The following is a 24291-nucleotide window of genomic DNA, read 5'->3' on the forward strand; positions in this document are numbered from 1 at the left end:
ATATCTAAAAATCTCTTATTATTACGTAAACTAATTAAGTACATTTTTATATATTATTCCATCTATTTCATTTAGTGCTATCTCTTCTATCTCATCACTTGATTCTATTAGCGCTAAAACTTTTGAATCAAACATATAGTTATCAGCAATTTTTTGAATGCTTTTAGCTAATATTTTTTCACAAACTATATATCTTGCATTTAAACTATTTGCATAAATTGCTTCTTTTATTGAAGTAACAATTACTACATAATCTAAGTCATTTTCAAAGCAATAAGTTAATAACTTTTCGTTGTAACCAAATGAAATAAAACTATTTGCTTTTGTATTTTTAATATCTTCAACAGTAGAAATACTACAAATATCTGTATATGGTATAAGTTTATCCCCAATAAGTATCATACAAAACCCTTATTTATTTTTTAAACAATCTTTTGAGCAATAATATTTACCATTGCTTAAAACAGATTCTTTTGTTGAAATATAAGTTTGACATGTAGGACACTCAACCATTTCGTCTTCGTATTTTATATCTTTCTTTTTTACAATATTTTTTTCTCTATTCTTTTTAAAAAAGACTATATATACTATAAATAGTACTACTGCTATTGCTAAAGTTTTTAAAATCATTATTTACCTTTTATATATAAATAGTTTCTATCATTTCTATTTACAATTTTATAGTTTTTATTTACTTTTACTGCTTCTAGTTCTTCGTTTAGCATACTACCTTTATAAAATAAGTAAGAAGCATTTTCATTAACTATATCTTTTGTAATATCTAAAAGCAATGAAGTATTTGTAACAGCTCGTGAAGTTACTAAATCAACTTTTAAATCATTAACTTTTTCAACTCTATCACAGATTATAGTCAAATTATCAAGTTTTAACGAGGCTTTTACAAAGTTCAAAAAAGCTACTCTTTTAACTCTTGGTTCTATTAGATATGCTTTCATATCTTTTCTAGCAATTGCAAGTAAAAGTCCAGGATAACCAGCACCTGTTCCTATATCTGCAAAACTTTCATAAGAATCAATAAAATTTAAAGGATAAATTGAATCTAAAATATTTTCGTTTATATCTTCTAAAGTTAACCTTCCACTTAAATTATGTATCTTTCCCCACTGCTGTAAAAGTTTTGTAAAGACTGTACAATCTTTATAAAAGTTTTTATCAAATTCGAAATTGTTTTCTTCTAGAAGTTCTTGTAAATTCATTACAGCATATGCCCCATTTGGTCTTTTTTTGTATTTAGATAATCAATATTGTGTTCATTAACCTCTGTAACAGCTGGAATTCTTTCAACTATTTCAACACCAATACTATTTATATAATCTATTTTATGAGGGTTATTTGTAATTAGTTTAATTTTTTTAATATTTAAATCATTAAATATATGTTTTACTATTTTATAATTTCTCTCATCCTCTTTAAAGCCTAATTCTAAATTGGCTTCAATAGTGTTTCTGCCTTTATCTTGTAAGCAATATGCATTTACTTTATTAAGTAAACCTATATTTCTTCCTTCTTGTCTATGGTATATAACTAAACCACCTTCTTTTGCAATAAAATCTAATGACAAATTTAATTGATTCTGGCAATCACACTTTAAACTTCCTAGTGCATCACCTGTTAAGCATTCTGAGTGAACTCTTACATAAGGTATTTGTATATTTTCAAAATCCTCACTCATAATTGCTAAATGTTCTTGATTGTCCTGTGTATAAGCTTTTATTTTAAAATTTCCATGTTTTGTAGGTAGGTTTGCAATATTTGATTGTATTATATTCATTGTCTTTAAACCTTATTATTGTTATAATTCGCAGATTATAACCAAAAGAGGTAAATAGAATGTTTAAACGATTTAGAAGACTAAGAATAAATGAAACTTTAAGAAATCTAGTGCAAGAGACTACGGTAACACCAGATGACTTTATATATCCATTGTTTGTACGTGAAGGAAAAGGAATTAAAAACGAGGTTTCTTCAATGCCTGGAGTATTCCAAATGAGTATTGATGAAATACTAAAAGAGTGTGAATATTTAATAAGTATTGATTTAAAATCAATTATTCTTTTTGCAATTCCTGATGTAAAAGATTCAGTTGGTAGTGAATGCTTATGTAATGAAAGTATAATTTCTAGAACAATTAGAGCTATAAAAGAAAAGTTCCCACAAATGTTTGTTGTTACTGATTTATGTTTTTGTGAATATACAGATCACGGACATTGTGGAATCTTAGATCCTAAAACACAAACAGTTGATAATGACAAAACATTAGAAATTTCTGCACAACAAGCTATTATTCATGCACAAGCTGGTGCTGATATGATTGCACCATCTGGAATGATGGATGGAATTATCACAACGCTTAGAACTGCATTAGATGAGAATGGATATGAAAATTTACCAATTATGGCATATTCTACTAAATTTGCAAGTGGATATTATGGACCATTTAGAGATGTTGCTGAATCAACACCATCTTTTGGAGATAGAAGAACATATCAGATGAATCCAGCAAATAGACTTGAAGCTATAGAAGAGTCATTAGCAGATGAGGCAGAAGGAGCTGATATCTTAATGGTTAAACCAGCTTTAGCATTTTTAGACGTAATTAGAGATATTAGAAATGCTTCAAAATTACCACTTTGTGTATATAACGTAAGTGGTGAATATGCAATGCTTAAAAATGCAGGTGCTGCAGGACTTATTGATTATGAAAGAGTAATGATGGAAACACTAATGGGCTTTAAAAGAGCTGGTGCAAATATTATTATCACATATCATGCTAAAGAAGCTTGTGAATTAATGAGAAAAGCATAAGCTAAATTAAAAATGGGCAATACTTATCAAGAAGCAATTGAAAACTCTAATATAGTATCTAAAACAGATATAAATGGAATTATTACTTTTGTAAATGATGAGTTTTGCAAAATCTCTGGATATAGTCGCAATGAGCTTGTGGGTCAAAACCATAATATCGTAAGACATCCAGATGCACTTTCTTCAAATTTTAAAACTTTATGGGATACAATTCTTTCTAAAAAACCATATAAATCTACAGTTAAAAATCTTTCTAAAAATGGTAATACAGTTTATCTTAATACTACAATTACTCCTATACTAGACGATAATGGAAAGATAAAAGAGTTTATAGCTATTCGTTATGATGTTACAAAAGAGATTGAACTTCAAAAAACACTTGAAGAAAAACAAAAAATACTTTTCTTACAATCACGAATGGCCTCATTAGGACAAATGCTTGGTAATATTGCACATCAGTGGAGGCAACCTCTTACAGAGCTTAACTTAACTATATTTAATATGAAAAAAGCTCATAAAAATAATGATGATGAAAAGATTGATGAATTATATAAAGATAGTAAGAATATAATTTTAAATATGTCTAATACTATTGAAGATTTTACAAACTTTTTTAATCCTCAAAAAGAAGAAAAACTTTTTTTATTAAAAGATGCAGTAGAAGAAGCATTAATAATTTTAAAAAAAGTTCTTGAAAAAGAAGAGATAAAATTAAACCTAAGCATTGATAGTCATATTGAAGTCTTAGGTGTTTCAAATGAATTATCTCAAGTTATTATAAACTTAGTTCAAAATGCAAAAGATGCTTTTATAATAAATAATCTTACAAATAGAAGTATTGAAATTGTTTTAAAAGATGAAATAATAGAGAATAAAGAGTATGCAACAATTTATATAAAAGATAATGCCCTAGGTGTAAATAAAGAGAGTATAGATAAGATATTTGAACCTTATTTTACAACTAAACATAAATCGCAAGGTACAGGCTTAGGATTATTTATGTCAAAAATGATTATAGAAAAAAGTTTAGATGGAGAAATTAGCCATAAAAATATTGATAATGGTTCAATGTTTACTATTTCTATACCAAAATCTATGGAGAGTAAATGAATATAAATTTATTAAAAACTCTAAAAATTTTAATTGTTGAAGATGAATCAAAATTAGCCTCTTTACTAAAAGAAGCAATAGGAGAGTATTTTCACTCAGTTGTTATTGCTAAAGATGGAGAAGAAGGATTTAAACGTTTTAAAGCAAATAAACCAGATATTATCATTACTGATATTATGATGCCTAAAACTAATGGCTTAGAAATGACAAAGAATATTAAAGAAGTAGATGAATTAGTTCCTATTATAGTATTAAGTGCATACTCTGATAAAGATAAACTATTAGAAGCTATAGATATAGGTATAAATAAATACTTTATAAAACCTTTTGATCCAGATGAGGTTTTAGAGCATATAAATAAGATTGCTCCAACATTAAATAAAAGAAAAAAAATTAAATTAAAAGATGGATTTGTTTTTGATAATAATTCTACATCGCTATACAAGGATGGCATTTTGTTAAAGCTTACAAAAAGAGAGAAAGAGTTTTTTTACTTACTTTTAAAACACCAAAATAAGGTTGTTGAAACTTCACTTATAAAAGAAACAATTTGGGAAGAAGAAGTAAATGATGAGAGATTAAGGACGTTTATTAAAAGATTACGTTTAAAAACCTCTAAAGATTTAATTGAAAATGCTTCAGGGCAAGGATATTTAATTTCTCCAACTTATATTTAAATTATTTGAAGTTATATCCTCTTTATTTATAATACTTTGTTCATTAATATTCCCAATATTTGATGAGGTTTGCAAATAATTTTGTAAATAATAAGTGTTTTTATACTCTAATTCTTCTAATGTTCTTATCATGCTATTTATATCTTTTGAGCTTAAAAGTTTTGAATGAATTGTAGTTCTAATCTCAAAATCAAAATCTATATCAATTAAATACTTGATTGTTTGTATATATTCATCATATTTTTTACTCTTTGTAATTTCATAAAATTTATCTTTTGGTGCTTTGAAATCTATAGCCATATAATCAATAAGATTTAACTCTATTAACTCTTTAATTTGTTTTTGATTTGTTGCATTTGTATCTAATTTGATTTTAAATCCAAGTTTTTTAATCTCATTGCAAAAAGGTATTAAATCATGAATAGTTGCTTCTCCACCTGATAATACAACAGAATCTAATAAGCCTACTCTTGTTTTTAAAAACTCTAAGCATTCATTTAATGAATAATTACCCTCTTTTGAATAAACTAAATCATCGTTATAACAATAAAGGCATCTAAAGTTACATTTAATAAACCAAACTACGCAAGACAAGTGTCCTACGTAATCTGTACTTGTAAATTTTGTAAGATTATATACAATCTTTTGATTCAACAAATTTTACTCTTTGATTGTGTTCTGCTTTTTTCCCAACATTAAAACTCTCAACTGGTCTGTGATAACCCATAACTCTTGTATAAACAATACATCTTGTTCTACTATCATGGTTTTTTTCAAGCAATTCTTGTTTCTTCATTTTTCAACTCCTTTTCTAAGATTTCTTCATCACATTTTGGACAGAATTCATGTTCTCCGTTTAAATATCCATGAACTTCACATACTGAAAATAGTGGTGTTACAGTTATATATGGCAATTTAAAGTTTGTGATACTATTTTTTACAAACTTTCTACAAGCATCAGTAGAGGATAATCTCTCACTCATATAAAGATGTAAAACAGTACCACCTGTATATTTACACTGTAACTCATCTTGAAGTTCTAAAGCTTCAAAAGGATCATTTGTGAAATCTACAGGTAATTGTGATGAGTTTGTATAATAAATATTATCATCAAATCCAGCTTGAATAATATTTTTAAATCTTTTCTTATCTTCTTTAGCAAACCTATATGTAGTACCCTCAGCTGGTGTTGCTTCTAGGTTATAAAGATTTCCTGTTTCTTCTTGAAATTCAACCATCTTATCTCTCATGAAATCTAAAATTTCATTACAAAAAGTATTTCCAATTTCACTTGATAAATCAATATTTTCTCCAAAATAGTTTTTAATCATTTCATTCATTCCATTTACACCAATAGTTGAAAAATGATTGTTAAAACCTGGTAAATATCTTTGTGTATAAGGGAAAAGTCCTCTATCATACATATCTTGCACAAAAACTCTTTTTTTCTCTAATGTAGATTTAGCTAAAACCATTAACTCTTCTAATCTTTTTAATAAAGCATTTACATCATTTTTATACAAAAAGCCTAGTCTTGCCATATTAATAGTAACAACCCCAATACTTCCAGTCATTTCAGCACTTCCAAAAAGACCACCACCACGCTTTAATAACTCTCTTAAATCAAGTTGTAATCTACAACACATTGATCTTACATGCCCTGGTTTATACGCTTTATCATTAGGTATTAGTTTTCCATTTTCATCTTTTATATATTGACTACCTATAAAATTTTGGAAATAAGAGCTTCCAATTTTTGCTGTATTTTCAAATAACACATCTGTATTTTCGCCATACCAATCAAAATCTTCTGTTATATTTACTGTAGGAATTGGAAAAGTAAAGGGTTGACCTGTTTTATCACCTTCTGTCATTACTTCATAATAAGCTTTGTTTATTAGATTCATCTCTTTTTGAAAATCTTTATATGTAAGTGTTTCATCTATATCTTTTAATAAATGTTCTTGATTTCTTGTTGGAATTTGATCTTTTAAATCCTCTGGAACCGTCCAATCTATCGTAATATTTGTAAAAGGACTTTGTCCCCAACGTGCTGGAACATTTAAATTATAAATAAAAGACCTAATAGCTTTTTTAATTTCACTATATGAGAGTTTATCTTTATAAACATAAGGTGCTAAATATGTATCAAAAGATGAAAAAGCTTGTGCTCCTGCCCATTCACTTTGTAATATTCCTAAGAAATTTGCCATTTGCCCTAATGCTTCTCTAAAATGATTAGGGGCAACACTTTCAACTCTTCCTCTAACTCCATTAAATCCCTCATCAAGTAAAACTCTTAAACTCCAACCTGCACAATATCCACTTAAACAATCTAAATCATGAATATGATAATCAGCATTTCTGTGAGCATATCCTTCTTCTTTTGAATAAACCTTATCTAACCAATAGTTCGCAATCACTTTTCCTGCACTATTGTTAATAAGACCTGCATGAGAATATCCAGTATTTGAATTAGCCTTTATACGCCAATCACTACCATTTATATACTCTTGAATAGTTTGTGTTGAATTTATATATGTTGTATCAGAATCAATTTGTAATATTTGTTCTCTTTGAATTTTATGCAAATGTCTATACATCATAAAAGATTTCATAACTTCAAAATATCTAGCTTTATACAGCTCTTTTTCAATTAAATCTTGTATATCTTCAACTGCAACGACTCTTTTTTGTTTTAAAGCTTCAATAACATTAAAAAAAACTGCTTGGCTATAAACAATATTTACACTTTTAAAAGCTTTTTTAATTACATCTTCAATCTTATATGACTCAAACTTCTGTTTTAAACCATCTCTTTTTAATATTTCTTCAATCATTCATTTTCCTTAAAAATATTCGTAAGTATAAGTAAGATTTTCTTAATACAAAATAACGAATAGTGTCACTAAAGTGTCATTATATAGGGCTTTAAAGCCTCTTTTGAAAAGAAAAAGTTTAAATATTTTAGTCTTGTAAAGTCAAATTTAAGTTAGTAATAATACGAAATCCTATAGAATATCAGCTTTTATTAATTACTGAGGAAATTAAATGAGACATTTCTTAACATTAGCAGACTATACAAAAGAAGAAATTCTTGAGATATTAGAACTTGCTTCTCAAATCAAAAAAGAGACTAAAAATAAAGAGTTCAAAGAGTATATGCCTAAGCAAACTTTAGGAATGATTTTTGAAAAGAGTTCTACAAGAACTAGAGTCTCTTTTGAAACAGGTATTTATCAATTAGGTGGAGTAGGATTATTTCTTTCTTCAAATGATATTCAACTTGGACGTGGTGAACCTTTAAGTGATACTTCAAGAGTAATATCAAGTATGGTAGATATGGTAATGATTAGAACTTTCGGACATGAAAAAATTGAAGAATTTACAAAGTATTCAAAAGTTCCTGTAATAAATGGTTTAACAACTGAATATCACCCTGTTCAATTAATGGCTGACTATATGACAATTCAAGAAGCAGGTCTAGATAAAGACTTAGTAGTAGCATATGTAGGTGATGGAAATAATCTTGCTCATTCATGGCTAAACTTATGTGCAAAATTAGGTTTTGAGCTAAGAATCGCAACACCAAAAGGTTATGAGGTAAATTCTAATATCCTTGATCGTGCTTTAGAGATGGCTAAACTTTCAGGTGCAAAAATTTCAATTGGTAATGATCCTAAAGTGGCAGTTCAAGGCTCAACAGTAGTTACAACTGATACATGGGTTTCAATGGGACAAGAAGATGAAAAAGAACAAAGACTTAAAGATTTCGATGGATATATAGTTGATCAAAATATGATGAGTTTAGCTCAAAGTAATGCCATTTTCTTACACTGTTTACCAGCTTACAGAGGTTATGAAGTTAGTGAAGAAGTAATGGAAGGCTCTCAAAGTTTAATTTTTGAAGAAGCAGAAAACAGACTACATGCACAAAAAGGTGTAATGGTTTGGTTAGATAGAAAGAGAAACTCATAATATGATTGATTTTAAAAAATTTGAAAAGTATTCAAGACCAGGTCCTAGATATACATCTTACCCAACAGCTCCAGAGTTTAGCGAAGAATTTACACAAGATGATTTAAAAGCTTATTATAAAGCTCAAAGTGATGATAGAGCTATTTCTATTTATATTCATATGCCATTTTGTAGAAGTGCTTGTTATTTTTGTGGATGTAATACAATTTTTACTTCAAAAGAAGAAAAGAAAGTTGAATATATCACATACTTAAAAAAAGAGTTGAATATATTAAAAAATCATTTAAATACTAATAGAATTGTAACTCAAATGCACTTTGGAGGAGGAACGCCAACATTTTTCTCTCCAGAACAACTTGAAGATGTAATTAATTCTGTAAAAGAAGTATTCCCTAACTTTTCACCAGAAGCTGAAGTTTCATGTGAAGTTGATCCAAGATTCTTTACAAAAGAGCATATGGACGTTTTAAAAGCAGGTGGTTGTAATAGATTAAGTTTTGGTGTGCAAGATTTAGATGAGCAAGTACAAAAAACAATTCATAGAATTCAGCCTTTTGAATTAACACAAAATGTAATTAAAATTGCACGTGATGCTGGAATTCATTCTGTTAATACAGATTTAATTTATGGTCTTCCTCATCAAACAAAAGAGAGTTTTAAAAAGACTTTAGAAAAAATGATTACCTTAGATACAGACAGATTTGCTGTATTTAATTATGCTCATGTTCCATGGCTTATGAAAACTATGAGAAAATTTGATGAATCAACTTTCCCAAAACCAGAAGAAAAATTAGAAATGCTAAAAGATACAATTGATTTCTTTACATCTAATGGCTATAAAATGGTTGGAATGGATCACTTCGCAAAACCTGAAGATGAGTTATTTAAAGCTATTGAAAAAGGTGAATTACATAGAAACTTCCAAGGTTATACAACAAAAGGTGGTGCTGATTTAATAGGAATTGGTTTAACATCTATTGGAAATGGAGTTGATTACTATGCTCAAAACTTTAAAGATATTCCAACTTATGAAAAAGCTTTAGATAATGGTGATTTACCTACATTTAAAGGTTATAGGTTAAGTGATGATGACCAATTAAGACAATTTGTTATTATGGAACTTATGAGTAACTTTTCATTAAATATAATAAGAGTTGAAGAGGAATTTAATGTAAACTTTAAAGAGTATTTCGCTGATGCAATTGAATCATTACAAGAATTCGTTGAAGCGCAACTTGTAGAAATATCTGATAAAAAAATAGAAGTTTCACAAACTGGAACAATGCTTATTAGAAATATTTGTATGCCTTTTGATGCATATTTAAATAAAATACCTGAAGATAAAAGAAGATTTTCTAAGACTATTTAGTCTTAGTCCCTTCTCTTCCCCTCCTTCCTATTTTTAGGAATCTAAACTCCTTTTTATCAACTATTAACCAACTTTTCAGTATATTTTCTTTTTATTATAAATATTAAAATTTTTTAACAAAAGGTTATATAAGTGTCAATAAATAAATTTAATTATACAGCTGTATCTGATGCCTGTGTAAAATGTGGAAAATGTAAACCTGTATGTACAATCTTTAATATAAATCAAGATGAAACAACAAGTCCAAGAGGATTTATTGATTTACTTGGGGCTTATGAAAGAGATGAATTAGAACTAGATCAAAATGCAAAAGATATTTTTGAATCATGTTTTTTATGTACAAACTGTGTTGAAGAGTGTCCTATAGATTTACCAACTGATATGGTAATTGAACAAGTAAGAGCAGATATTGCAAAAAAATATGGTATTGCTTGGTATAAAAGACTATTTTTCTGGCTTTTAAGACATAGAAAGACTATGGATATGTTATCAAGAATGGGATGGATGTTTCAAACATGTGCATTAAAACTTGATAGTAATAAACAATCAGCAGAACCTAGATTTTCTCTTCCTATTGTAAAAAAAGATAGAGTTTTACCATTTGCTGATATGAGAAGTTTTCTAAATAAATATCCTCAAAATATTTTTGCAAAAAACAAGAAAGTTGAAGAGAATAAGAAAAACAAAGTTGCAATTTTTATTGGATGTATGAGTAATTATACATATACAAATACAGGGGATTCTCTTGTTAAAATTCTAAAGAAATTAGAACTTGATATTATGATTCCTAAGAAACAACTATGTTGTGGAGCACCTGCATATTTTACTGGTGCTTTTGATACGGTTGATTACTTAACAAAGAAAAATATTGAGTATTTTGAAACATGGATTGATGATGTAGATGCTGTAATTATTCCAGAAGCTACATGTTCAGCAATGATTAATCAAGATTGGGAGCATTTCTTACATGATCAACCCCAGTGGCAGCTAAGAGCTGTTAAGTTATCTAAGAAAATATTTATGGCTACAAAATGGCTTGATGATAATACACAATTAAGAGAATTATTAGCACAAAGTAAAAAAACTATTGATACAACAGTTACATATCATGATCCTTGTCATGCTAAAAAAATGCAAGGTGTTTGGAAAGAGCCACGAAATTTATTAAAACAAAACTATGTTTTAACAGAAATGAGTGATTCAAATAGATGTTGTGGTTTTGGTGGAGTTACAATGCAAACTGAAAAATATGATTTTGCAAAAGCTGCTGGACTTCCAAAAGCTGCAATGATAAAAGAAACAAAAGCACAAGTTGTAAGTGCTGAGTGTTCTGCATGTAGAATGCAAATTACAAACTCCTTATATCTATCAGATGTAGATGTTAAATTTAAAAACCCAATTGAACTAATTGCAGAGGCACTAGATTAGAATGCAAGAGTATTGGCAAAATATATACTCTAATTTTGAACCAGTTGCTTTTAATTTAGGTCCTGTATCAGTTCATTGGTACGGGATTATGTATGCTCTTGCTTTAATCTCTGCTATTTTTATTGCTAAATGGTTTATTAAACATGATAAACTAAATATTTCAAATGATTTATTTGATTCATATATTTGGTGGGCTGAAATTGGTGTAATTTTAGGTGCAAGACTTGGCTATATCATTTTTTATGATACTAACGCAATGTATTATCTTACAAAACCATGGCAAATTTTTAATCCTTATGTAGATGGTGTTTATACTGGAATTTCTGGAATGAGTTATCATGGAGCATTTATTGGATTTATAATAGCATCTATTCTATTTTGCAGAAAAAACAAAATTTCTTTTTGGTTTATAACAGATATTGCAATACTTGGTATTTCAGCAGCTTATGTATTCGGTAGAATTGGAAACTTCTTTAATCAAGAGCTTATAGGACGAGTTACTGATGTTCCTTGGGGAATTTATGTAGGTGAGAGTTTAAGACATCCTTCACAGCTTTATGAAGCAATACTTGAGGGTTTAGTAGTCTTTGCTATTTTAGTATATTTCAGAAAAAGAAAAACTTTTGATGGACAACTAGCACTTATGTATGGAGTGTTATATTCTGCTATGAGAATAATTGCTGAATTCTTTAGACAACCAGATATTCAATTAGGATTTATTTATAGTGATTGGTTAACTATGGGAATACTACAATCTTCAGTTGTATTATTAATAAGTTTGATTGTATATGTGATTTTAAAAGAAAAAAAAGGTAAAGATAAAAAAATAGCTAAGTAATATTAGCTATTTTCTTCTATAAATCCAGCTCCAATAGCTAATTCATTAATCTTATTTTTTAGTAAATCTAATCTCCAACCATGTCTATTCGCAAAGTTTTCAATTTCTACTTCTCTTTGTTCTGGTGTACAAAACACAAAAATTCTTTTTAAGAATGGTTTTGGCACTTGAATTGCAATTAATTGAAAGTAGTTTTCTTTACAACTTCTAGAGCAAAATGCTTTACTCATGGCTATCTTTTTTTTACAAAAAGGACAATGGGACATTATTTAATACCTTTTGATGTTAGTTTATAGAATTTCGCATTTGTGATATCTTGAAGAAATTTAGGATCTACGTCATGTAAAGCTATAATATCTATCTCTTCATCATTCATAATCCAGCCTTTTCCACTGTCTTTCAACTCTTCAGTTTCAAACATTTGGATAAGTTCTTCTTTTGAAACGATCAATTCTTCCATATTATAACTTTTTTATTGACATATTGCAAATGGATAATATTAAGAGTTCTTAAAATTATCAATAGTATAACCTTTATTAGAATGATTTCTAATAATTTCATAGTAAGTTTTTTGTCTAATTTTATTAACAATATTTCTCATTGTATAAATTGACATGTCCTTACCTTTCCATACTACTTCTTTGATTAAATCATAATCAACAACATCACTTCTTTTTGAAATAAGTAGTTTTAAGAAGGCTTTTTCTAGTCTTGTAAAATCAACTAAAAAACCACCTGCTTTAAAGAACTGATCTCTATACTCATCAAAGTAAATTCCACCTTGGAATTCAATCTTATCACCTCTTTTTGTCTGATTAAGACACATTATAACTGATAGCTTAATATCTTTAGCTCTTAATGGTTTTGATAAAAAAGTATATGCACTATAATTAATAGCTGTAACAATATCTTCATTATCATCAGAATCTGAAATAATAATTTTTGGTAATGTTGGAGCTAGGTTAGCTAACTCTGAACATAATTCAGAAAAACTAACTCCTTTTATATTTGTATCAATTATTACCATATCATATGTATTTGAACATGCTAAATCCATAGCATCATTTATATTAGTTGCAATTTTTAATTCTTTAAAATAATCATCAAACTCTTTTTCTATTGTTTCGTGAATTGTCTCATCACTACTAATAAAAAGTAATTTTGCGTTATATAGCTTTCTTATATTTCTTACTGTTTTTAACATTTTTAGACTCTTTAAATATTGATTTAAGACATAATAATAACAAAAAAAACTTAATATGTCAAAATATTTGTAGATATTTTACAATATTAAGCTATTCTTAAGACTATTTTAAGTCTTGCCATGACTCACCTACGGTGCTAGAGACCTTTAATGGGACATTTAGAGAATAAACCCCTTCCATTATTTCAATTAAATCTTTCGTTATTTTTTCTACTTCATTTTCTTCAATTTCAAAAATAAGTTCATCATGAATCTGTAATAACATACTCATTTTATTATTATTTTTATATTTTTTGTATATTTCTATCATTGATAATTTAATTAAATCAGCTGCGCTTCCTTGAAATAAAGTATTAACTGATTCTCTTAAATATGCAGCTTTTTGCATTCCATTTGCTGAGTCAAAATCAAATAATCTTTTTCTTTTTAATAAAGTTTCTACATACCCATTTTCAAAAGCATACTCTTCAATTGACTTTAAATAATCTTTTACACTAACAAATGCTTCAAAATAAGATTCAATATAAGTTTTTGCTTCTTTTGTAGTAATTCCTAAAGTATCTGCAAGCTTTTTACTACCCATTCCATATAATAAACCAAAGTTTATAGATTTAGCAACAGATCTTTTTTCTTTTGCAAGTTCTTCTCCGAATATTTTTACAGAAGTTTGATAATGTATATCTTCACCAGAATTAAAAGCATCAACTAAAGCTTTATCTTCACTAAAATGAGCAAGAAGTCTTAACTCAATTTGAGAGTAATCAATTCCCACAAGTTTATAACCATCTTTTGGTATAAAAGCTGATCTTATCTCTGCACCTGCTTGAGTTCTTACTGGAATATTTTGTAAATTAGGATTTTTAGAACTTAATCTTCCTGTTGCTGTTCCTGTTTGTAAAAATGATGTATAAATTCTATTCTCATCATTTTTAAGTCCTAACTCTAATAATGGCTCTATATATGTTGATTGTAGTTTAAAAGCTTCTCTATACTTTAGTAATAAAGGAATAATTTCATGAGAGTCATATAATTTGTGTAATACAACTTCATTTGTACTATATCCTGTTTTTGTTTTCTTTGATGGTGGTAGTTTTAACTGTTCAAATAAAACTATACCTAATTGCTTAGGCGAATTAATATTAAACTCAGTTCCTGCTGCTTCATATATTTTTGATATTAACTCTTGAATAGTTTTATTATTTGATATTTTTAGCTCTTCTAGTTTATTAACATCAATTTTAATACCCTTTTCAAACATATTTGCTAATACATAAATAAAATCAAACTCTACATTTTTTGCTAAATCTAATAAAATTTTGTTTTCTTCTTCATTAAATTCTTCTAAAAGTTTATTGTAAAGTTTTAATGTCATTAATGCATCTTCTGCAGCATATTCACAAGCTTTACTTACTTCTACATTAGAAAAGTTTTCACCTTTTTTTACTACATCTTTAAAGGCTATCATTTTGTGGTCAAAATATTTTTCTATTTGAAAGTCTAAACCTACTCTTTGACTTGTATTTAAAAGCCAAGCTAAAATCATAGTATCAGCATATAATTTTAGTTCAATATCTAAATTAAATTTTATGATTTCATAATCATATTTGAAGTTTTGAAGAACTAATTTAAATCCATTTAATATATTTATTGCTTTTTTAGCAGCATCTATTGATATTTGCTCTGGAGCTCCTAAGTAAAAGTGAGAAATTGGTGCATAATATGCTTTTGTTTCTTCATAAGAAAAAGAGAAACCTACAATTTGTGCATTTATAGTATCTACACTTGTAGTTTCTGTATCAAAAGCTACAATTGAATCTTTTGGAATTTGGTTTAATACCTTAAATAACTCTTTTTCATCATTTAACAAAATATATTCAGTTTTTAACTCAACTTTTGGTTTAGGAAGTTCTGTTTTATAGTTTAATCCATCTTTATTAACTCTTTCAATTACCCTATTTAATCCATACTCCATTAAAGTATCAGAAATTCTTAGTATTGGATTTTCTACAGGTAAATGAAACTCTTCTAAATTATCAATACAGTGACAATCTTTTGATAAAGTTACTAATTCTTTTGAAATATAAGCTAGCTCTTTACCCTCAGTTAAAAGTGTTTGCCATCTTTTCTTTTCAATATTGTCAATATTTGCATAAATATTATCTAAGTCATTAAATTGTTCAATTAAAGCTTGTGCAGTTTTAGCCCCTACTCCTTTAACTCCTGGAACATTATCAGCACTATCACCTAATAATGATTGATAATCTGTAAATTGTTTTGGATAAACACCATATTTGTCAAAACATGTTTTTTCATCAATTACACTTTTTTTAATTGGGTCAAATAAATAAATATCTTCTTCAATTAATTGATATAAATCTTTATCATGAGAAACAATTCTAACTTCTAAACCTTTTTCTTTTGCATCTTTAGCAATTGAAGCAACTATATCATCAGCTTCAAAACCAGTTCTAATTGCAGTTTTAAAATCCATTTTTTCAATCCAATCAATAGCAATTGGAAGTTGTTTTAATAAATCTTCTGGCACATCAGGTCTATGAGATTTGTATTCAGTATATATATCACTTCTAAATGTAGGACCTTTTGCATCAAGAGCAAATACAATGTAATCAGTTTGGAAATCTTTTCCTACATTTGAAATAAAATTCATAAATCCAGTTAAAAGTCCAGTTGGGAAGCCATCTTTTGATTTTAAAGGTGGTAAGGCATAAAAACTTCTAAATAAGAAGCCAAAGGTATCAATAACAGTAATAGTTTTTTTCATAAAATTCTTCTTTCATATTCTTCTTTAAAGATTTTATAATATAATAATATGACTAAAAACAAGGTTTGATAACCTAAGGAATATATATAATGATTATTATCCCAGCAAGATTAAATTCAAGTAGATTTGCAAATAAAATATTAGTTGATATTTTAGGTTTACCAATGGTAATAAAAACTGCAAAACAAGTAAGCTCTTTAGATAAAGTTGTAATTGCAACAGATTCACAAGAAGTAATAGATTTAGCAAAAGAACATGGCTTTGATGCTGTTATGACATCAAGTGAACATAATAGTGGAACAGATAGAATAAATGAGGCTGTTAATAAGCTAAATTTAGATGAAAATGAAATAATTGTAAATGTACAAGCTGATGAACCTTTTATTGAAACACAAGTTGTTCAAGCTGTAATTGATCGTGTGAAAAAAGTAAAAGAAAATGATGAAGAAACAATGATAGTATCTTGTCATAAGAAAATTTCTTCAGAATTAGCAGATGATCCAAATCATGTAAAAGTAATATTAGATGAAGATTCAAATGCAATTTACTTCTCACGGGCAAAAGTTCCTTATCATAGAGACCATTATGAGGACTCTTTATACAATGGACATTTAGGAATTTATGGTTTTACAAAAAAATCTTTAAATAAATTTTGTTCTTTAAAGGCTTCAAAATTAGAAAACATTGAAAAACTAGAACAATTAAGAGCAATTGATAATGGATATAAAGTTGCAATGGTAAAAGTAGAATCTAAATCTTTTGGAATTGACACTCAAGAAGATTTAAATAATGCTTTAAAAATATTTAATAAATAATTTATTTATTAAATATGTAGCTCTACATATTTTATAGCAACTAATTTTAAGCAAATTTATGTAAAACTATATCTATAAATAACAAATAATTAAGGTAATAAATGCGTTTTGATGTATTAATAGCTGATGAAGACTATAGCTCTTTGGATGATTTTACAAGCTATTCAAATGAAAAACTAAAAAATATAACAATTAATTTTTCTATAGACTCTGATAAAATAATAAAAGATATAGAAAATTTAGACTTGATAGTTCTAAACACAGATTTAGATAATTATAACGAAATAGTAAACTATAGTATGAAAAATAATATTTATGTGATTTTATTAATAGATAAAAACATTGATTTAAATAAAAATTCAAAATATATTGATTATGTATATAAGCCAATAAATGATGCAGAATTATTATATAAAATAGAAGAATATACAAATATCTTAAAACAAGATATAATTTATAAGCAAGAACAAGAAGTTTCAAACTCTATTATTAATAATATTACAAATCCAATTTTTTCTACAGATGGAAATAAAGTACTTTTTGCAAATGACTACTTTTATAAATTAACAAACTGTAGCTCTTTAGATATGATTAATCAAAAATATAATGATATTGGTAACATCTTTATAGAACATGAAAACTGTTTTACTAATTTAAATAATAACTGGTTAGAACAGTGCTCTTTACAAACTTTAAATGTATGTATTGAAAATCAAGAAAATGAAAATAGTTTTTTTGCATTACAAAAAATTTCATTAACTCACAATAACACAGATATAATACTTTTAAATGATATAAGTCATGAAATAAAACACAAAAAAGAGTTGTATAGACTTCTTTATACGGATAACTTAACAGATTTACCTAATAGGTCAATGTTAATTAAAGAGCTTCAAAATGACAAGAATTTAATACTAGCTTCAATATGTATATTGGATATAAACTCTTTTAAAGAGATAAATGACTTTTATGGTCATAAAGCTGGAGATTTAATTTTAATTGAACTTGGAAAGCTTATAAAAAGGCATATGCAAGAGTATTCAAATTTAAAACTATATAAATTTCCATCTGATACATATTGTATTACAAATACAAAAAACAATAAAGAAGAGTTTTTAAAAACAATAGAAAAAATATTAGAAACTTCTTATAAAACAGTATTTAATTTTGATCAATATGAAATTGATGTTAGATTAACTGCTGGTATGTCTTTCTCTCATAAAAACAATAAACTAATTACTGCTGATATTGCTTTACAATCTGCTAAAAAAGACCACAAAGATTATATGATTTTCTATGATGAGCTAGATAAGTTTCAAGAGTATGAAAATAATATGCTATGGACAAAAAAGTTAAAATCTGCATTTGTTAAGGATAATATTGAGGTATATTTCCAACCTTTGATAAATAATAAGACGCTAAAAGTTGATAAATATGAGTGTTTAGTAAGATTAATAGATGAGGATGGAAAAGTTGTAGCACCATTTTTCTTTTTAGATATATCAAAAAGATCTAATCAATATACAAAATTAACAAAAATTGTTATAGAAAAATCTTTCAAAAAATTCGAACATTTACCTTTTGAATTTTCAGTTAATATTTCATATGAAGATATTGAAGATCCTGAATTTTTAGTATTTATTAAAGAGATGTTAGCAGAATATGATATAGCTAAAAAAGTAGTTTTTGAAATACTTGAAGATGAAAATGTTAAAAACTACAGTTTGCTAATTTCCTTTATTGATGAGATTAAAACTTTAGGATGTAAGGTTGCAATTGATGACTTTGGTTCAGGATATTCAAACTTTGAGCACTTATTAAAAATGAATGTTGATTACTTAAAAATTGATGCCTCTTTAATTAAAAATATCGCAACTGATGAAAACTCATATAAGATTACTAAAACAATCGTTGAGTTTGCAAAAAATTTAAATTTACAAACTATTGCTGAATATGTTGAGAATAAAGAGATTTTTGAATTAACTAAAGAGTTAGGAGTTGATTTCTCACAAGGCTATTACTTCTCAGAACCAATTGCTGATCCAAAGTTAACACACTTTATAAAGGGAGATAATTATGAATAAAGAAATATTAGAAAATATCTCTGTTTTATATGTAGAAGATGAAATGGATGTACGAGAATTTACAGGAAAACTACTAAGTTCTTTAGTAAAAAAAGTATACTTAGCAGAAAATGGATTAGAAGGTTTAAAGCAATTCAAAGAGAATAAAGACACTATTGATTTAATTGTTTCTGATATTAATATGCCTAAAATGGATGGTCTTGAAATGTGTGAACAAATAAGACAAATTAATAAAGAAACACCAATAGTAATTACTAGTGCTCATAATGACCCTAATTTTTTGAAAAAAGCTATTAGTGTTGGTGTTAATACTTATGCCATGAAACCAATAGATTTATATCAACTTGTTGAAAGTATGATAAAAGCAATAGAACCTATATATTTAAAAAGAAAACTAGAAAATTTAAATATATCTTTAGAAACAAGAGTTGATAATGAAATACAAAAATTAAAATCTATTCTTGATACACAAGAGAATATTGTTATATTATCTAATAATGAAACAATAAAAAATGTAAATAAAAGGTTTTTAGAGTTTTTTGAGGTAGATTCAATAGAAGAGTTTACTAAGTTATCAGATAATATTTTTGATCATTTTATTGAAGAGTATGGTTTTATTTCAAAATCTACTTTAGATAAGCAAACATGCTATTACGAATATATAAAAAATTTACGTGAAGTTGATAGAGTTACCAAAATGAAAAACTCTAAAGGTGAAATAAGAATATTTACAATAAATGTTGATAACTATGATGATATAAATGATTTTTATGTGATATCACTAACTGATATTACAGAACTAAAAGAAAAATCTAATTTATTAGAATATCAAGCATCGCATGATACCTTAACGGGTCTATTTAATAGAAATAAATTTAATAGTTTATTTGGAAAAGAGATAAGAAGAGCCCTTCGGTATAATACTAGTTTATCTTTAGTTTTGTTTGATATTGATTTATTTAAAGTTGTAAATGATAAATATGGGCATCAAATTGGAGATGAAGTATTAAAAGAGATTTCTACAATAGTAAGTAAAAGTGTAAGAGAGCATGATACTGTTGTTAGATGGGGTGGTGAAGAATTCCTTATTTTACTTCCTGAGACAGATATTAAAGGTGCTAGTATTGTTGCAGAAAAAATAAGAACTACAATTTATGAAAATTCATTAACAAAAATGAATCTAAATATAACAGTAAGTTTTGGAATATCTATTTTAAATCAAAATGATAATGAAGATAGTTTTATTACAAGAACAGATGAAGCTTTATATGAAGCTAAAAGAACAGGAAGAAATAAAGTAGTAAGTAAAATATAATTACTACTTTTTGTCTATTTTAGAAGTTAAAATCTTCTCCTAAATAATGTTCTCTTACTTTTTTATCTTGTCTAATTTCTTCACTTGTACCACTTGCAAGTAAAGCTCCCGCTTTCATAACATAAGCTCTATCACAAATTTCTAAAGTTTCTCTTACATTATGATCTGTAATTAAAACTCCAATATTAATTTTTGTTAATTGTGCAATAATTTCTTGAATATCCTTAACTGCAATTGGGTCAACTCCAGCAAAAGGTTCATCAAGTAGTAAAAACTTAGGATGAGAAACTAAAGCTCTTGCTATTTCAGTTCTACGTCTTTCACCACCTGAAAGAGAAACACCTTTTCTTTGACGTATTGGTTCAATATTAAAAACTTCAAGTAACTCTTCAACACGCTTATGTTGTTCAGCCTTATCATCTGTTACAATTTGAGCTGCTAACATTAAATTGTCTTCAACTGATAAATCTTTAAAAATAGATGATTCTTGTGGTAAATAACCTATTCCTCTTAAAGCTCTTTTATGTAAAGGAAGACTAGTAATATCTTTATCATCAAAATAAACCTCTCCAGATGTTGGTTTTACTAAACCACAAACTGTATAAAAAGTTGTAGTTTTTCCAGCACCATTTGGTCCTAATAGACCAACAATTTCACCTGAATTAACTTCTAGGGAAATTCCATGTAATATTTGTGTTTTTTTGATTGCTTTTGTTATATCTGTTATTCTTAATTTATGCATTTATTTTATACAACCTTTTATTATCACTTTTTTCTATTTCTACTAAAATTACATTATATCCATATTCAATCAAAAGATTTTGTAATTTTTCATCACCCCACTCTACAAAGTGAGTTCCACTATGTTCAAACTCTTCAAGCATTCCAAGAGCTATAAACTCATCTAAACTCTTATTATATATATCATAATGATAAATATTGTTTGAATAAACTGACTGTAATGAAAATGTAGGAGAGGTAACTAAATCATTTAAGCCTAAAGTTTTTACATAATTTTTAACAAGTGTAGTTTTACCACTTGCTAAATCCCCTCTTAAAATTATTATTGTATCTTTATTTATAATATTTATTAATTCATCAACAACTATATTAATATTTTCTAAATCTAAATTAAACTCTTTTTGCAAAATTAAACCTATAATTGTTTTGAAACTTTTATAATTTGTTCAAGTTTTTCTTTTGCTTTTCCATTTAAGATTGCTTCTTTTGCCATTGCAATTCCATCTTGGAAATCTCTTGCTTTTTCATCAACAATTAAAGCCGCTGCTGCATTTATTAAAACAATATCTAGTTTAGCTCCTGTAATATTATTTGATAAAAGCTCTTTTGTAATATTTGCATTAAACTTAGCATCACCACCTACTACTTCCTCTTTAGGTGCTAGTTTTAAACCATAATTTTCAGGATTGATTTCAAAATCTTCTATTTTACCATTAAATAATGATGTTCCAAAAGAGATATCTGATATAGAGATTTCATCCATACCATCATTTGATGATACGATTATAGACCTTTTTGTATCTAACAAGTCTAAAGCAGATGCAATTTTATTAATATATGACTTATCAAATACACCAATTAATTGTTTTGAAACAGTTGCAGGGTTTGACAAAGGTCCTAAAATATTAAAAATAGTTCTATGTGGTATACTTTTTCTAATTGGCATAATATATTTCATTGCAGGATGATGATTTTGTGCAAACATAAAAGTAAAACCTGTCTCTTCTAACATTTTTGCAGAGTTCGCTAAAGATAAATTAAGATTAATATCTAAAGCTTCAAGCATATCTGCACTTCCTGATTTACTTGTAATACTTCTATTTCCATGCTTAGCTACATACGAACCACAAGCTGATAAAAGAATTGAAACTGTTGTTGAGATATTAAAAGAGTTTGATTTATCTCCACCTGTTCCACAATTATCAATAATCTTTTGTTTTAAGTCATAATGAACTGGAAGTGGAATTAAATGATCTCTCATAGCGCTTGCAGCTCCTGCGATTTCAGCAGCTGTTTCACCTCTTTCATAAAGTTCTATTAAATACTCTTTTACTTCATCTTGTGGTAATCTATTTTCAAAGATATCATCAAATTTCATTTTTGCTGTATTAAACATTTAATTATCCTTCTATCTTTTCTACATATTCAGCCATTTTGGACTTTGGTGTAGATTTTACGTTTGGTATTTGTAAAACTTTAAACTTATCACTTCTTTCAAGATATCTAATTTCTATAATATCTCCAAGTTTTACTTCTTTCGCTTTTTTAACTGCAAGATTGTTTATAAAAACAACTTTATGCTCTAACATATCTTCAGCAACTGCTCTTCTTTTTGTAATATTAACTGCGTTTAAAAATTTATCTATTCTCATAATTAAGATTATAGCTAACATTAGATAAAATATTAGCCTTAAAAATAATGATAATCATAGGATAAATTTATGAGTAAAAAAGATGTTAAAAAAGTAGTACTAGCTTATAGTGGTGGGCTTGATACTTCAGTTATTTTAAAATGGCTTCAAGATGAATATAATGCAGAAGTAATTACATTTACAGCTGATTTAGGTCAAGGTGAAGAAGTTGAACCTGCACGTGAAAAAGCACTTGCAATGGGTATTAAACCTGAAAATATTTTTATATTAGATATACAAGAAGAGTTTGTAAAAGATTATGTATTCCCAATGTTTAGAGCAAATGCAATTTATGAGGGTGAATATTTATTAGGAACTTCTATTGCTCGTCCATTAATTTCAAAAAAACAAATTGAAATTGCAAATAAAATGGGTGCAGATGCTGTATCACATGGAGCTACAGGAAAAGGTAATGACCAAGTAAGATTTGAGCTAGGATATTTAGGATTAAATCCTGATATTACTGTTATTGCTCCTTGGAGAGAATGGGATTTAAATTCTAGAGAAAAATTACTTTCTTATGCAAGTGAACATGGAATTACAATTGATAAAAAACACCTAGATGAAGATGGTAACCCAGCAGTTAGTCCATATTCTATGGATGCTAACCTTTTACATATTTCTTATGAAGGTTTAAGTTTAGAAAATCCAAATGCAGAACCTGAAGAGTCTATGTGGTTATGGTCAGTTTCACCTGAAAATGCACCTGATAAGGCTGAATATATCACAATTGGATATAAAAATGGTGATCCAATCTCAATTAATGATAAAGAAATGTCACCTGCTACAATTTTAAGAACACTTAATGAGTATGGTAATAAACATGGTATTGGAAGAATTGATATTGTTGAAAATAGATATGTAGGTATGAAAGCTAGAGGTTGTTATGAAACTCCAGGTGGAACTATTATGCTAAAAGCTCACAGAGCAATTGAATCTATTACACTTGATAGAGAAGCTGCACATTTAAAAGATGAGATGATGCCAAAATATGCTAAGTTAATCTACCAAGGTTACTGGTTCTCACCTGAAAGAGAAATGCTTCAAGCTGCAATTGATGCAACTCAAAAAGATGTTGAGGGAAATGTAAGACTTAAACTTTATAAAGGTAATGTAATTGTTGTTGGACGAGAATCTACTAAATCATTATTCTCTGAAGCTCATTCAACTTTTGAAGAAGATGAAGTATATAATCAAAAAGATGCAGAAGGATTTATTAGACTTAATGCACTAAGATTTATAATTGCAGGACAAAATAAAAAATAAATATCATTTATAAAATGATAAAAAAATACTAATTTACGATTAAAATATACAATTAATCACTAACTTATATATAACTTAAGAAAAAAGACATTTTTTAGTCTTTTTTCTTCTGCATTTATCCCACTATTTCGTTATAATAAAAAATAAATATTTATATGATTAAATAT

Annotated in this window: 26 protein-coding genes; 11 read left to right on the plus strand and 15 right to left on the minus strand. The window is 27.1% G+C overall.

The features are described from left to right. Positions 1-30: 30 nt before the first annotated feature. Genes GBG18_RS03440 through ribA form a run of 4 tightly spaced genes read right to left on the minus strand, consistent with a single transcriptional unit; the run spans position 31 to position 1792 of the window. Positions 31-402 carry a hypothetical protein gene (locus GBG18_RS03440; protein WP_152188426.1) on the minus strand — a complete coding sequence of 124 codons (372 nt, stop codon included), beginning with the start codon at positions 400-402 and terminating at the stop codon, positions 31-33. 9 nt (positions 403-411) lie between these two features. Next, positions 412-630, minus strand: coding sequence for a PP0621 family protein (locus tag GBG18_RS03445; RefSeq protein WP_152188427.1), 219 nt, complete (start codon positions 628-630; stop codon positions 412-414). Then, on the minus strand, positions 630-1217 hold the full coding sequence (gene rsmG, locus GBG18_RS03450; protein WP_152188429.1) for a 16S rRNA (guanine(527)-N(7))-methyltransferase RsmG: 588 nt from the start codon (positions 1215-1217) through the stop codon (positions 630-632). Before rsmG ends, GBG18_RS03445 begins: the two co-directional genes overlap by 1 nt. Beyond that, complete coding sequence (gene ribA, locus GBG18_RS03455) at positions 1217-1792, minus strand: GTP cyclohydrolase II (protein WP_152188430.1); 576 nt, start codon at positions 1790-1792, stop codon at positions 1217-1219. Before ribA ends, rsmG begins: the two co-directional genes overlap by 1 nt. A gap of 59 nt (positions 1793-1851) precedes the next feature. Here ribA and hemB point away from each other — a divergent pair, with 59 nt between their 5' ends. The 3 genes from hemB to GBG18_RS03470 are packed head-to-tail and all read left to right on the plus strand — an operon-like array spanning position 1852 to position 4613. Continuing rightward, the gene (gene hemB / locus GBG18_RS03460; protein ID WP_152188432.1) at positions 1852-2826 is read left to right on the plus strand and encodes a porphobilinogen synthase; all 975 of its coding nucleotides are present in this window, start codon (positions 1852-1854) and stop codon (positions 2824-2826) included. Positions 2827-2838: 12 nt separating this feature from the next. Further along, on the plus strand, positions 2839-3936 hold the full coding sequence (locus GBG18_RS03465) for a PAS domain-containing sensor histidine kinase (RefSeq protein ID WP_152188434.1): 1098 nt from the start codon (positions 2839-2841) through the stop codon (positions 3934-3936). Continuing rightward, on the plus strand, positions 3933-4613 hold the full coding sequence (locus GBG18_RS03470; protein WP_193311061.1) for a response regulator transcription factor: 681 nt from the start codon (positions 3933-3935) through the stop codon (positions 4611-4613). Before GBG18_RS03465 ends, GBG18_RS03470 begins: the two co-directional genes overlap by 4 nt. On the opposite strand, the gene GBG18_RS03475 is transcribed toward GBG18_RS03470, so the two are convergent. From GBG18_RS03475 to GBG18_RS03485, 3 genes are read right to left on the minus strand one after another with little or no spacing between them, the layout of a single operon-like run. Further along, on the minus strand, positions 4590-5267 hold the full coding sequence (locus GBG18_RS03475) for an anaerobic ribonucleoside-triphosphate reductase activating protein (RefSeq protein WP_152188435.1): 678 nt from the start codon (positions 5265-5267) through the stop codon (positions 4590-4592). The genes GBG18_RS03470 and GBG18_RS03475 overlap by 24 nt on opposite strands. Then, positions 5245-5409: an anaerobic ribonucleoside-triphosphate reductase gene (gene nrdD, locus GBG18_RS15620; protein ID WP_152188437.1), complete on the minus strand. Its 165-nt coding sequence runs from the start codon at positions 5407-5409 to the stop codon at positions 5245-5247. Before nrdD ends, GBG18_RS03475 begins: the two co-directional genes overlap by 23 nt. Beyond that, positions 5387-7453 (minus strand): ribonucleoside triphosphate reductase, encoded by a 2067-nt coding sequence (locus GBG18_RS03485; RefSeq protein WP_152188439.1) that lies wholly within the window; start codon positions 7451-7453, stop codon positions 5387-5389. Before GBG18_RS03485 ends, nrdD begins: the two co-directional genes overlap by 23 nt. Before the next feature lie 211 nt (positions 7454-7664). Between GBG18_RS03485 and argF the strand changes: the two genes are divergently transcribed. From argF to lgt, 4 genes are all read left to right on the plus strand, one after another. After that, entirely contained in the window at positions 7665-8591 is a 927-nt protein-coding gene (argF, locus tag GBG18_RS03490) for an ornithine carbamoyltransferase (RefSeq protein WP_152188441.1), read from the plus strand. 1 nt (position 8592) lies between these two features. After that, the gene (hemN, locus tag GBG18_RS03495; protein WP_152188443.1) at positions 8593-9960 is read left to right on the plus strand and encodes an oxygen-independent coproporphyrinogen III oxidase; all 1368 of its coding nucleotides are present in this window, start codon (positions 8593-8595) and stop codon (positions 9958-9960) included. 132 nt (positions 9961-10092) lie between these two features. Next, complete coding sequence (locus tag GBG18_RS03500) at positions 10093-11388, plus strand: (Fe-S)-binding protein (RefSeq protein WP_152188444.1); 1296 nt, start codon at positions 10093-10095, stop codon at positions 11386-11388. Position 11389: 1 nt separating this feature from the next. Continuing rightward, positions 11390-12226 (plus strand): prolipoprotein diacylglyceryl transferase, encoded by an 837-nt coding sequence (lgt, locus tag GBG18_RS03505; RefSeq protein WP_152188446.1) that lies wholly within the window; start codon positions 11390-11392, stop codon positions 12224-12226. Positions 12227-12228: 2 nt separating this feature from the next. Here lgt and GBG18_RS03510 read toward each other — a convergent pair whose 3' ends face one another. The 4 genes from GBG18_RS03510 to polA form a co-directional block, all read right to left on the minus strand. Further along, the gene (locus GBG18_RS03510; RefSeq protein WP_444543867.1) at positions 12229-12456 is read right to left on the minus strand and encodes a hypothetical protein; all 228 of its coding nucleotides are present in this window, start codon (positions 12454-12456) and stop codon (positions 12229-12231) included. 35 nt (positions 12457-12491) lie between these two features. Continuing rightward, a complete protein-coding gene (locus GBG18_RS03515; protein WP_152188450.1) occupies positions 12492-12686 on the minus strand; it encodes a hypothetical protein in 195 nt (64 codons plus the stop codon). 39 nt (positions 12687-12725) lie between these two features. After that, positions 12726-13430, minus strand: a complete 705-nt coding sequence (locus tag GBG18_RS03520; protein WP_152188452.1) for a response regulator transcription factor — start codon at positions 13428-13430, stop codon at positions 12726-12728. Positions 13431-13533: 103 nt separating this feature from the next. Continuing rightward, on the minus strand, positions 13534-16212 hold the full coding sequence (polA, locus tag GBG18_RS03525; RefSeq protein ID WP_152188454.1) for a DNA polymerase I: 2679 nt from the start codon (positions 16210-16212) through the stop codon (positions 13534-13536). A gap of 89 nt (positions 16213-16301) precedes the next feature. On the opposite strand from polA, the gene kdsB reads away from it, so the two are divergent. The 3 genes from kdsB to GBG18_RS03540 all read left to right on the plus strand — a co-directional run bounded on the left by kdsB (position 16302) and on the right by GBG18_RS03540 (position 20426). Next, positions 16302-17027, plus strand: a complete 726-nt coding sequence (gene kdsB, locus GBG18_RS03530) for a 3-deoxy-manno-octulosonate cytidylyltransferase (protein WP_152188455.1) — start codon at positions 16302-16304, stop codon at positions 17025-17027. 101 nt (positions 17028-17128) lie between these two features. Next, on the plus strand, positions 17129-19111 hold the full coding sequence (locus GBG18_RS03535; RefSeq protein WP_152188456.1) for a GGDEF domain-containing phosphodiesterase: 1983 nt from the start codon (positions 17129-17131) through the stop codon (positions 19109-19111). Continuing rightward, positions 19104-20426: a GGDEF domain-containing response regulator gene (locus tag GBG18_RS03540; protein ID WP_152188457.1), complete on the plus strand. Its 1323-nt coding sequence runs from the start codon at positions 19104-19106 to the stop codon at positions 20424-20426. The genes GBG18_RS03535 and GBG18_RS03540 overlap by 8 nt, the downstream gene beginning before the upstream one ends. Before the next feature lie 19 nt (positions 20427-20445). Here GBG18_RS03540 and lptB read toward each other — a convergent pair whose 3' ends face one another. The 4 genes from lptB to GBG18_RS03560 are packed head-to-tail and all read right to left on the minus strand — an operon-like array spanning position 20446 to position 22819. Further along, entirely contained in the window at positions 20446-21168 is a 723-nt protein-coding gene (lptB, locus tag GBG18_RS03545) for an LPS export ABC transporter ATP-binding protein (protein ID WP_152188458.1), read from the minus strand. Further along, on the minus strand, positions 21161-21574 hold the full coding sequence (gene tsaE / locus GBG18_RS03550; RefSeq protein ID WP_152188459.1) for a tRNA (adenosine(37)-N6)-threonylcarbamoyltransferase complex ATPase subunit type 1 TsaE: 414 nt from the start codon (positions 21572-21574) through the stop codon (positions 21161-21163). The genes lptB and tsaE overlap by 8 nt, the downstream gene beginning before the upstream one ends. Positions 21575-21582: 8 nt before the next feature. Continuing rightward, the gene (trpD, locus tag GBG18_RS03555; protein WP_152188460.1) at positions 21583-22563 is read right to left on the minus strand and encodes an anthranilate phosphoribosyltransferase; all 981 of its coding nucleotides are present in this window, start codon (positions 22561-22563) and stop codon (positions 21583-21585) included. A 4-nt stretch (positions 22564-22567) separates the two neighbouring features. After that, positions 22568-22819, minus strand: coding sequence for a S4 domain-containing protein (locus tag GBG18_RS03560; RefSeq protein WP_152188465.1), 252 nt, complete (start codon positions 22817-22819; stop codon positions 22568-22570). Positions 22820-22888: 69 nt separating this feature from the next. On the opposite strand from GBG18_RS03560, the gene GBG18_RS03565 reads away from it, so the two are divergent. Further along, positions 22889-24124, plus strand: coding sequence for an argininosuccinate synthase (locus tag GBG18_RS03565; protein ID WP_152188461.1), 1236 nt, complete (start codon positions 22889-22891; stop codon positions 24122-24124). Positions 24125-24291 lie beyond the last annotated feature (167 nt).

Origin of the sequence: Poseidonibacter ostreae (genome assembly GCF_009208075.1) — a bacterium.
Lineage (GTDB): Bacteria > Campylobacterota > Campylobacteria > Campylobacterales > Arcobacteraceae > Poseidonibacter > Poseidonibacter ostreae.

Coding starts and splice junctions, on each gene's coding strand:
- GBG18_RS03440 (WP_152188426.1), bottom strand. CDS start 402: ATGATACTTATTGGGGATAAACTTATACCATATACAGATATTTGTAGT.
- GBG18_RS03445 (WP_152188427.1), bottom strand. CDS start 630: ATGATTTTAAAAACTTTAGCAATAGCAGTAGTACTATTTATAGTATAT.
- rsmG (WP_152188429.1), bottom strand. CDS start 1,217: ATGAATTTACAAGAACTTCTAGAAGAAAACAATTTCGAATTTGATAAA.
- ribA (WP_152188430.1), bottom strand. CDS start 1,792: ATGAATATAATACAATCAAATATTGCAAACCTACCTACAAAACATGGA.
- hemB (WP_152188432.1), top strand. CDS start 1,852: ATGTTTAAACGATTTAGAAGACTAAGAATAAATGAAACTTTAAGAAAT.
- GBG18_RS03465 (WP_152188434.1), top strand. CDS start 2,839: ATGGGCAATACTTATCAAGAAGCAATTGAAAACTCTAATATAGTATCT.
- GBG18_RS03470 (WP_193311061.1), top strand. CDS start 3,933: ATGAATATAAATTTATTAAAAACTCTAAAAATTTTAATTGTTGAAGAT.
- nrdD (WP_152188437.1), bottom strand. CDS start 5,409: ATGAAGAAACAAGAATTGCTTGAAAAAAACCATGATAGTAGAACAAGA.
- GBG18_RS03485 (WP_152188439.1), bottom strand. CDS start 7,453: ATGATTGAAGAAATATTAAAAAGAGATGGTTTAAAACAGAAGTTTGAG.
- argF (WP_152188441.1), top strand. CDS start 7,665: ATGAGACATTTCTTAACATTAGCAGACTATACAAAAGAAGAAATTCTT.
- hemN (WP_152188443.1), top strand. CDS start 8,593: ATGATTGATTTTAAAAAATTTGAAAAGTATTCAAGACCAGGTCCTAGA.
- lgt (WP_152188446.1), top strand. CDS start 11,390: ATGCAAGAGTATTGGCAAAATATATACTCTAATTTTGAACCAGTTGCT.
- GBG18_RS03510 (WP_444543867.1), bottom strand. CDS start 12,456: ATGAGTAAAGCATTTTGCTCTAGAAGTTGTAAAGAAAACTACTTTCAA.
- GBG18_RS03515 (WP_152188450.1), bottom strand. CDS start 12,686: ATGGAAGAATTGATCGTTTCAAAAGAAGAACTTATCCAAATGTTTGAA.
- GBG18_RS03520 (WP_152188452.1), bottom strand. CDS start 13,430: ATGTTAAAAACAGTAAGAAATATAAGAAAGCTATATAACGCAAAATTA.
- polA (WP_152188454.1), bottom strand. CDS start 16,212: ATGAAAAAAACTATTACTGTTATTGATACCTTTGGCTTCTTATTTAGA.
- kdsB (WP_152188455.1), top strand. CDS start 16,302: ATGATTATTATCCCAGCAAGATTAAATTCAAGTAGATTTGCAAATAAA.
- GBG18_RS03535 (WP_152188456.1), top strand. CDS start 17,129: ATGCGTTTTGATGTATTAATAGCTGATGAAGACTATAGCTCTTTGGAT.
- GBG18_RS03540 (WP_152188457.1), top strand. CDS start 19,104: ATGAATAAAGAAATATTAGAAAATATCTCTGTTTTATATGTAGAAGAT.
- lptB (WP_152188458.1), bottom strand. CDS start 21,168: ATGCATAAATTAAGAATAACAGATATAACAAAAGCAATCAAAAAAACA.
- trpD (WP_152188460.1), bottom strand. CDS start 22,563: ATGTTTAATACAGCAAAAATGAAATTTGATGATATCTTTGAAAATAGA.
- GBG18_RS03560 (WP_152188465.1), bottom strand. CDS start 22,819: ATGAGAATAGATAAATTTTTAAACGCAGTTAATATTACAAAAAGAAGA.
- GBG18_RS03565 (WP_152188461.1), top strand. CDS start 22,889: ATGAGTAAAAAAGATGTTAAAAAAGTAGTACTAGCTTATAGTGGTGGG.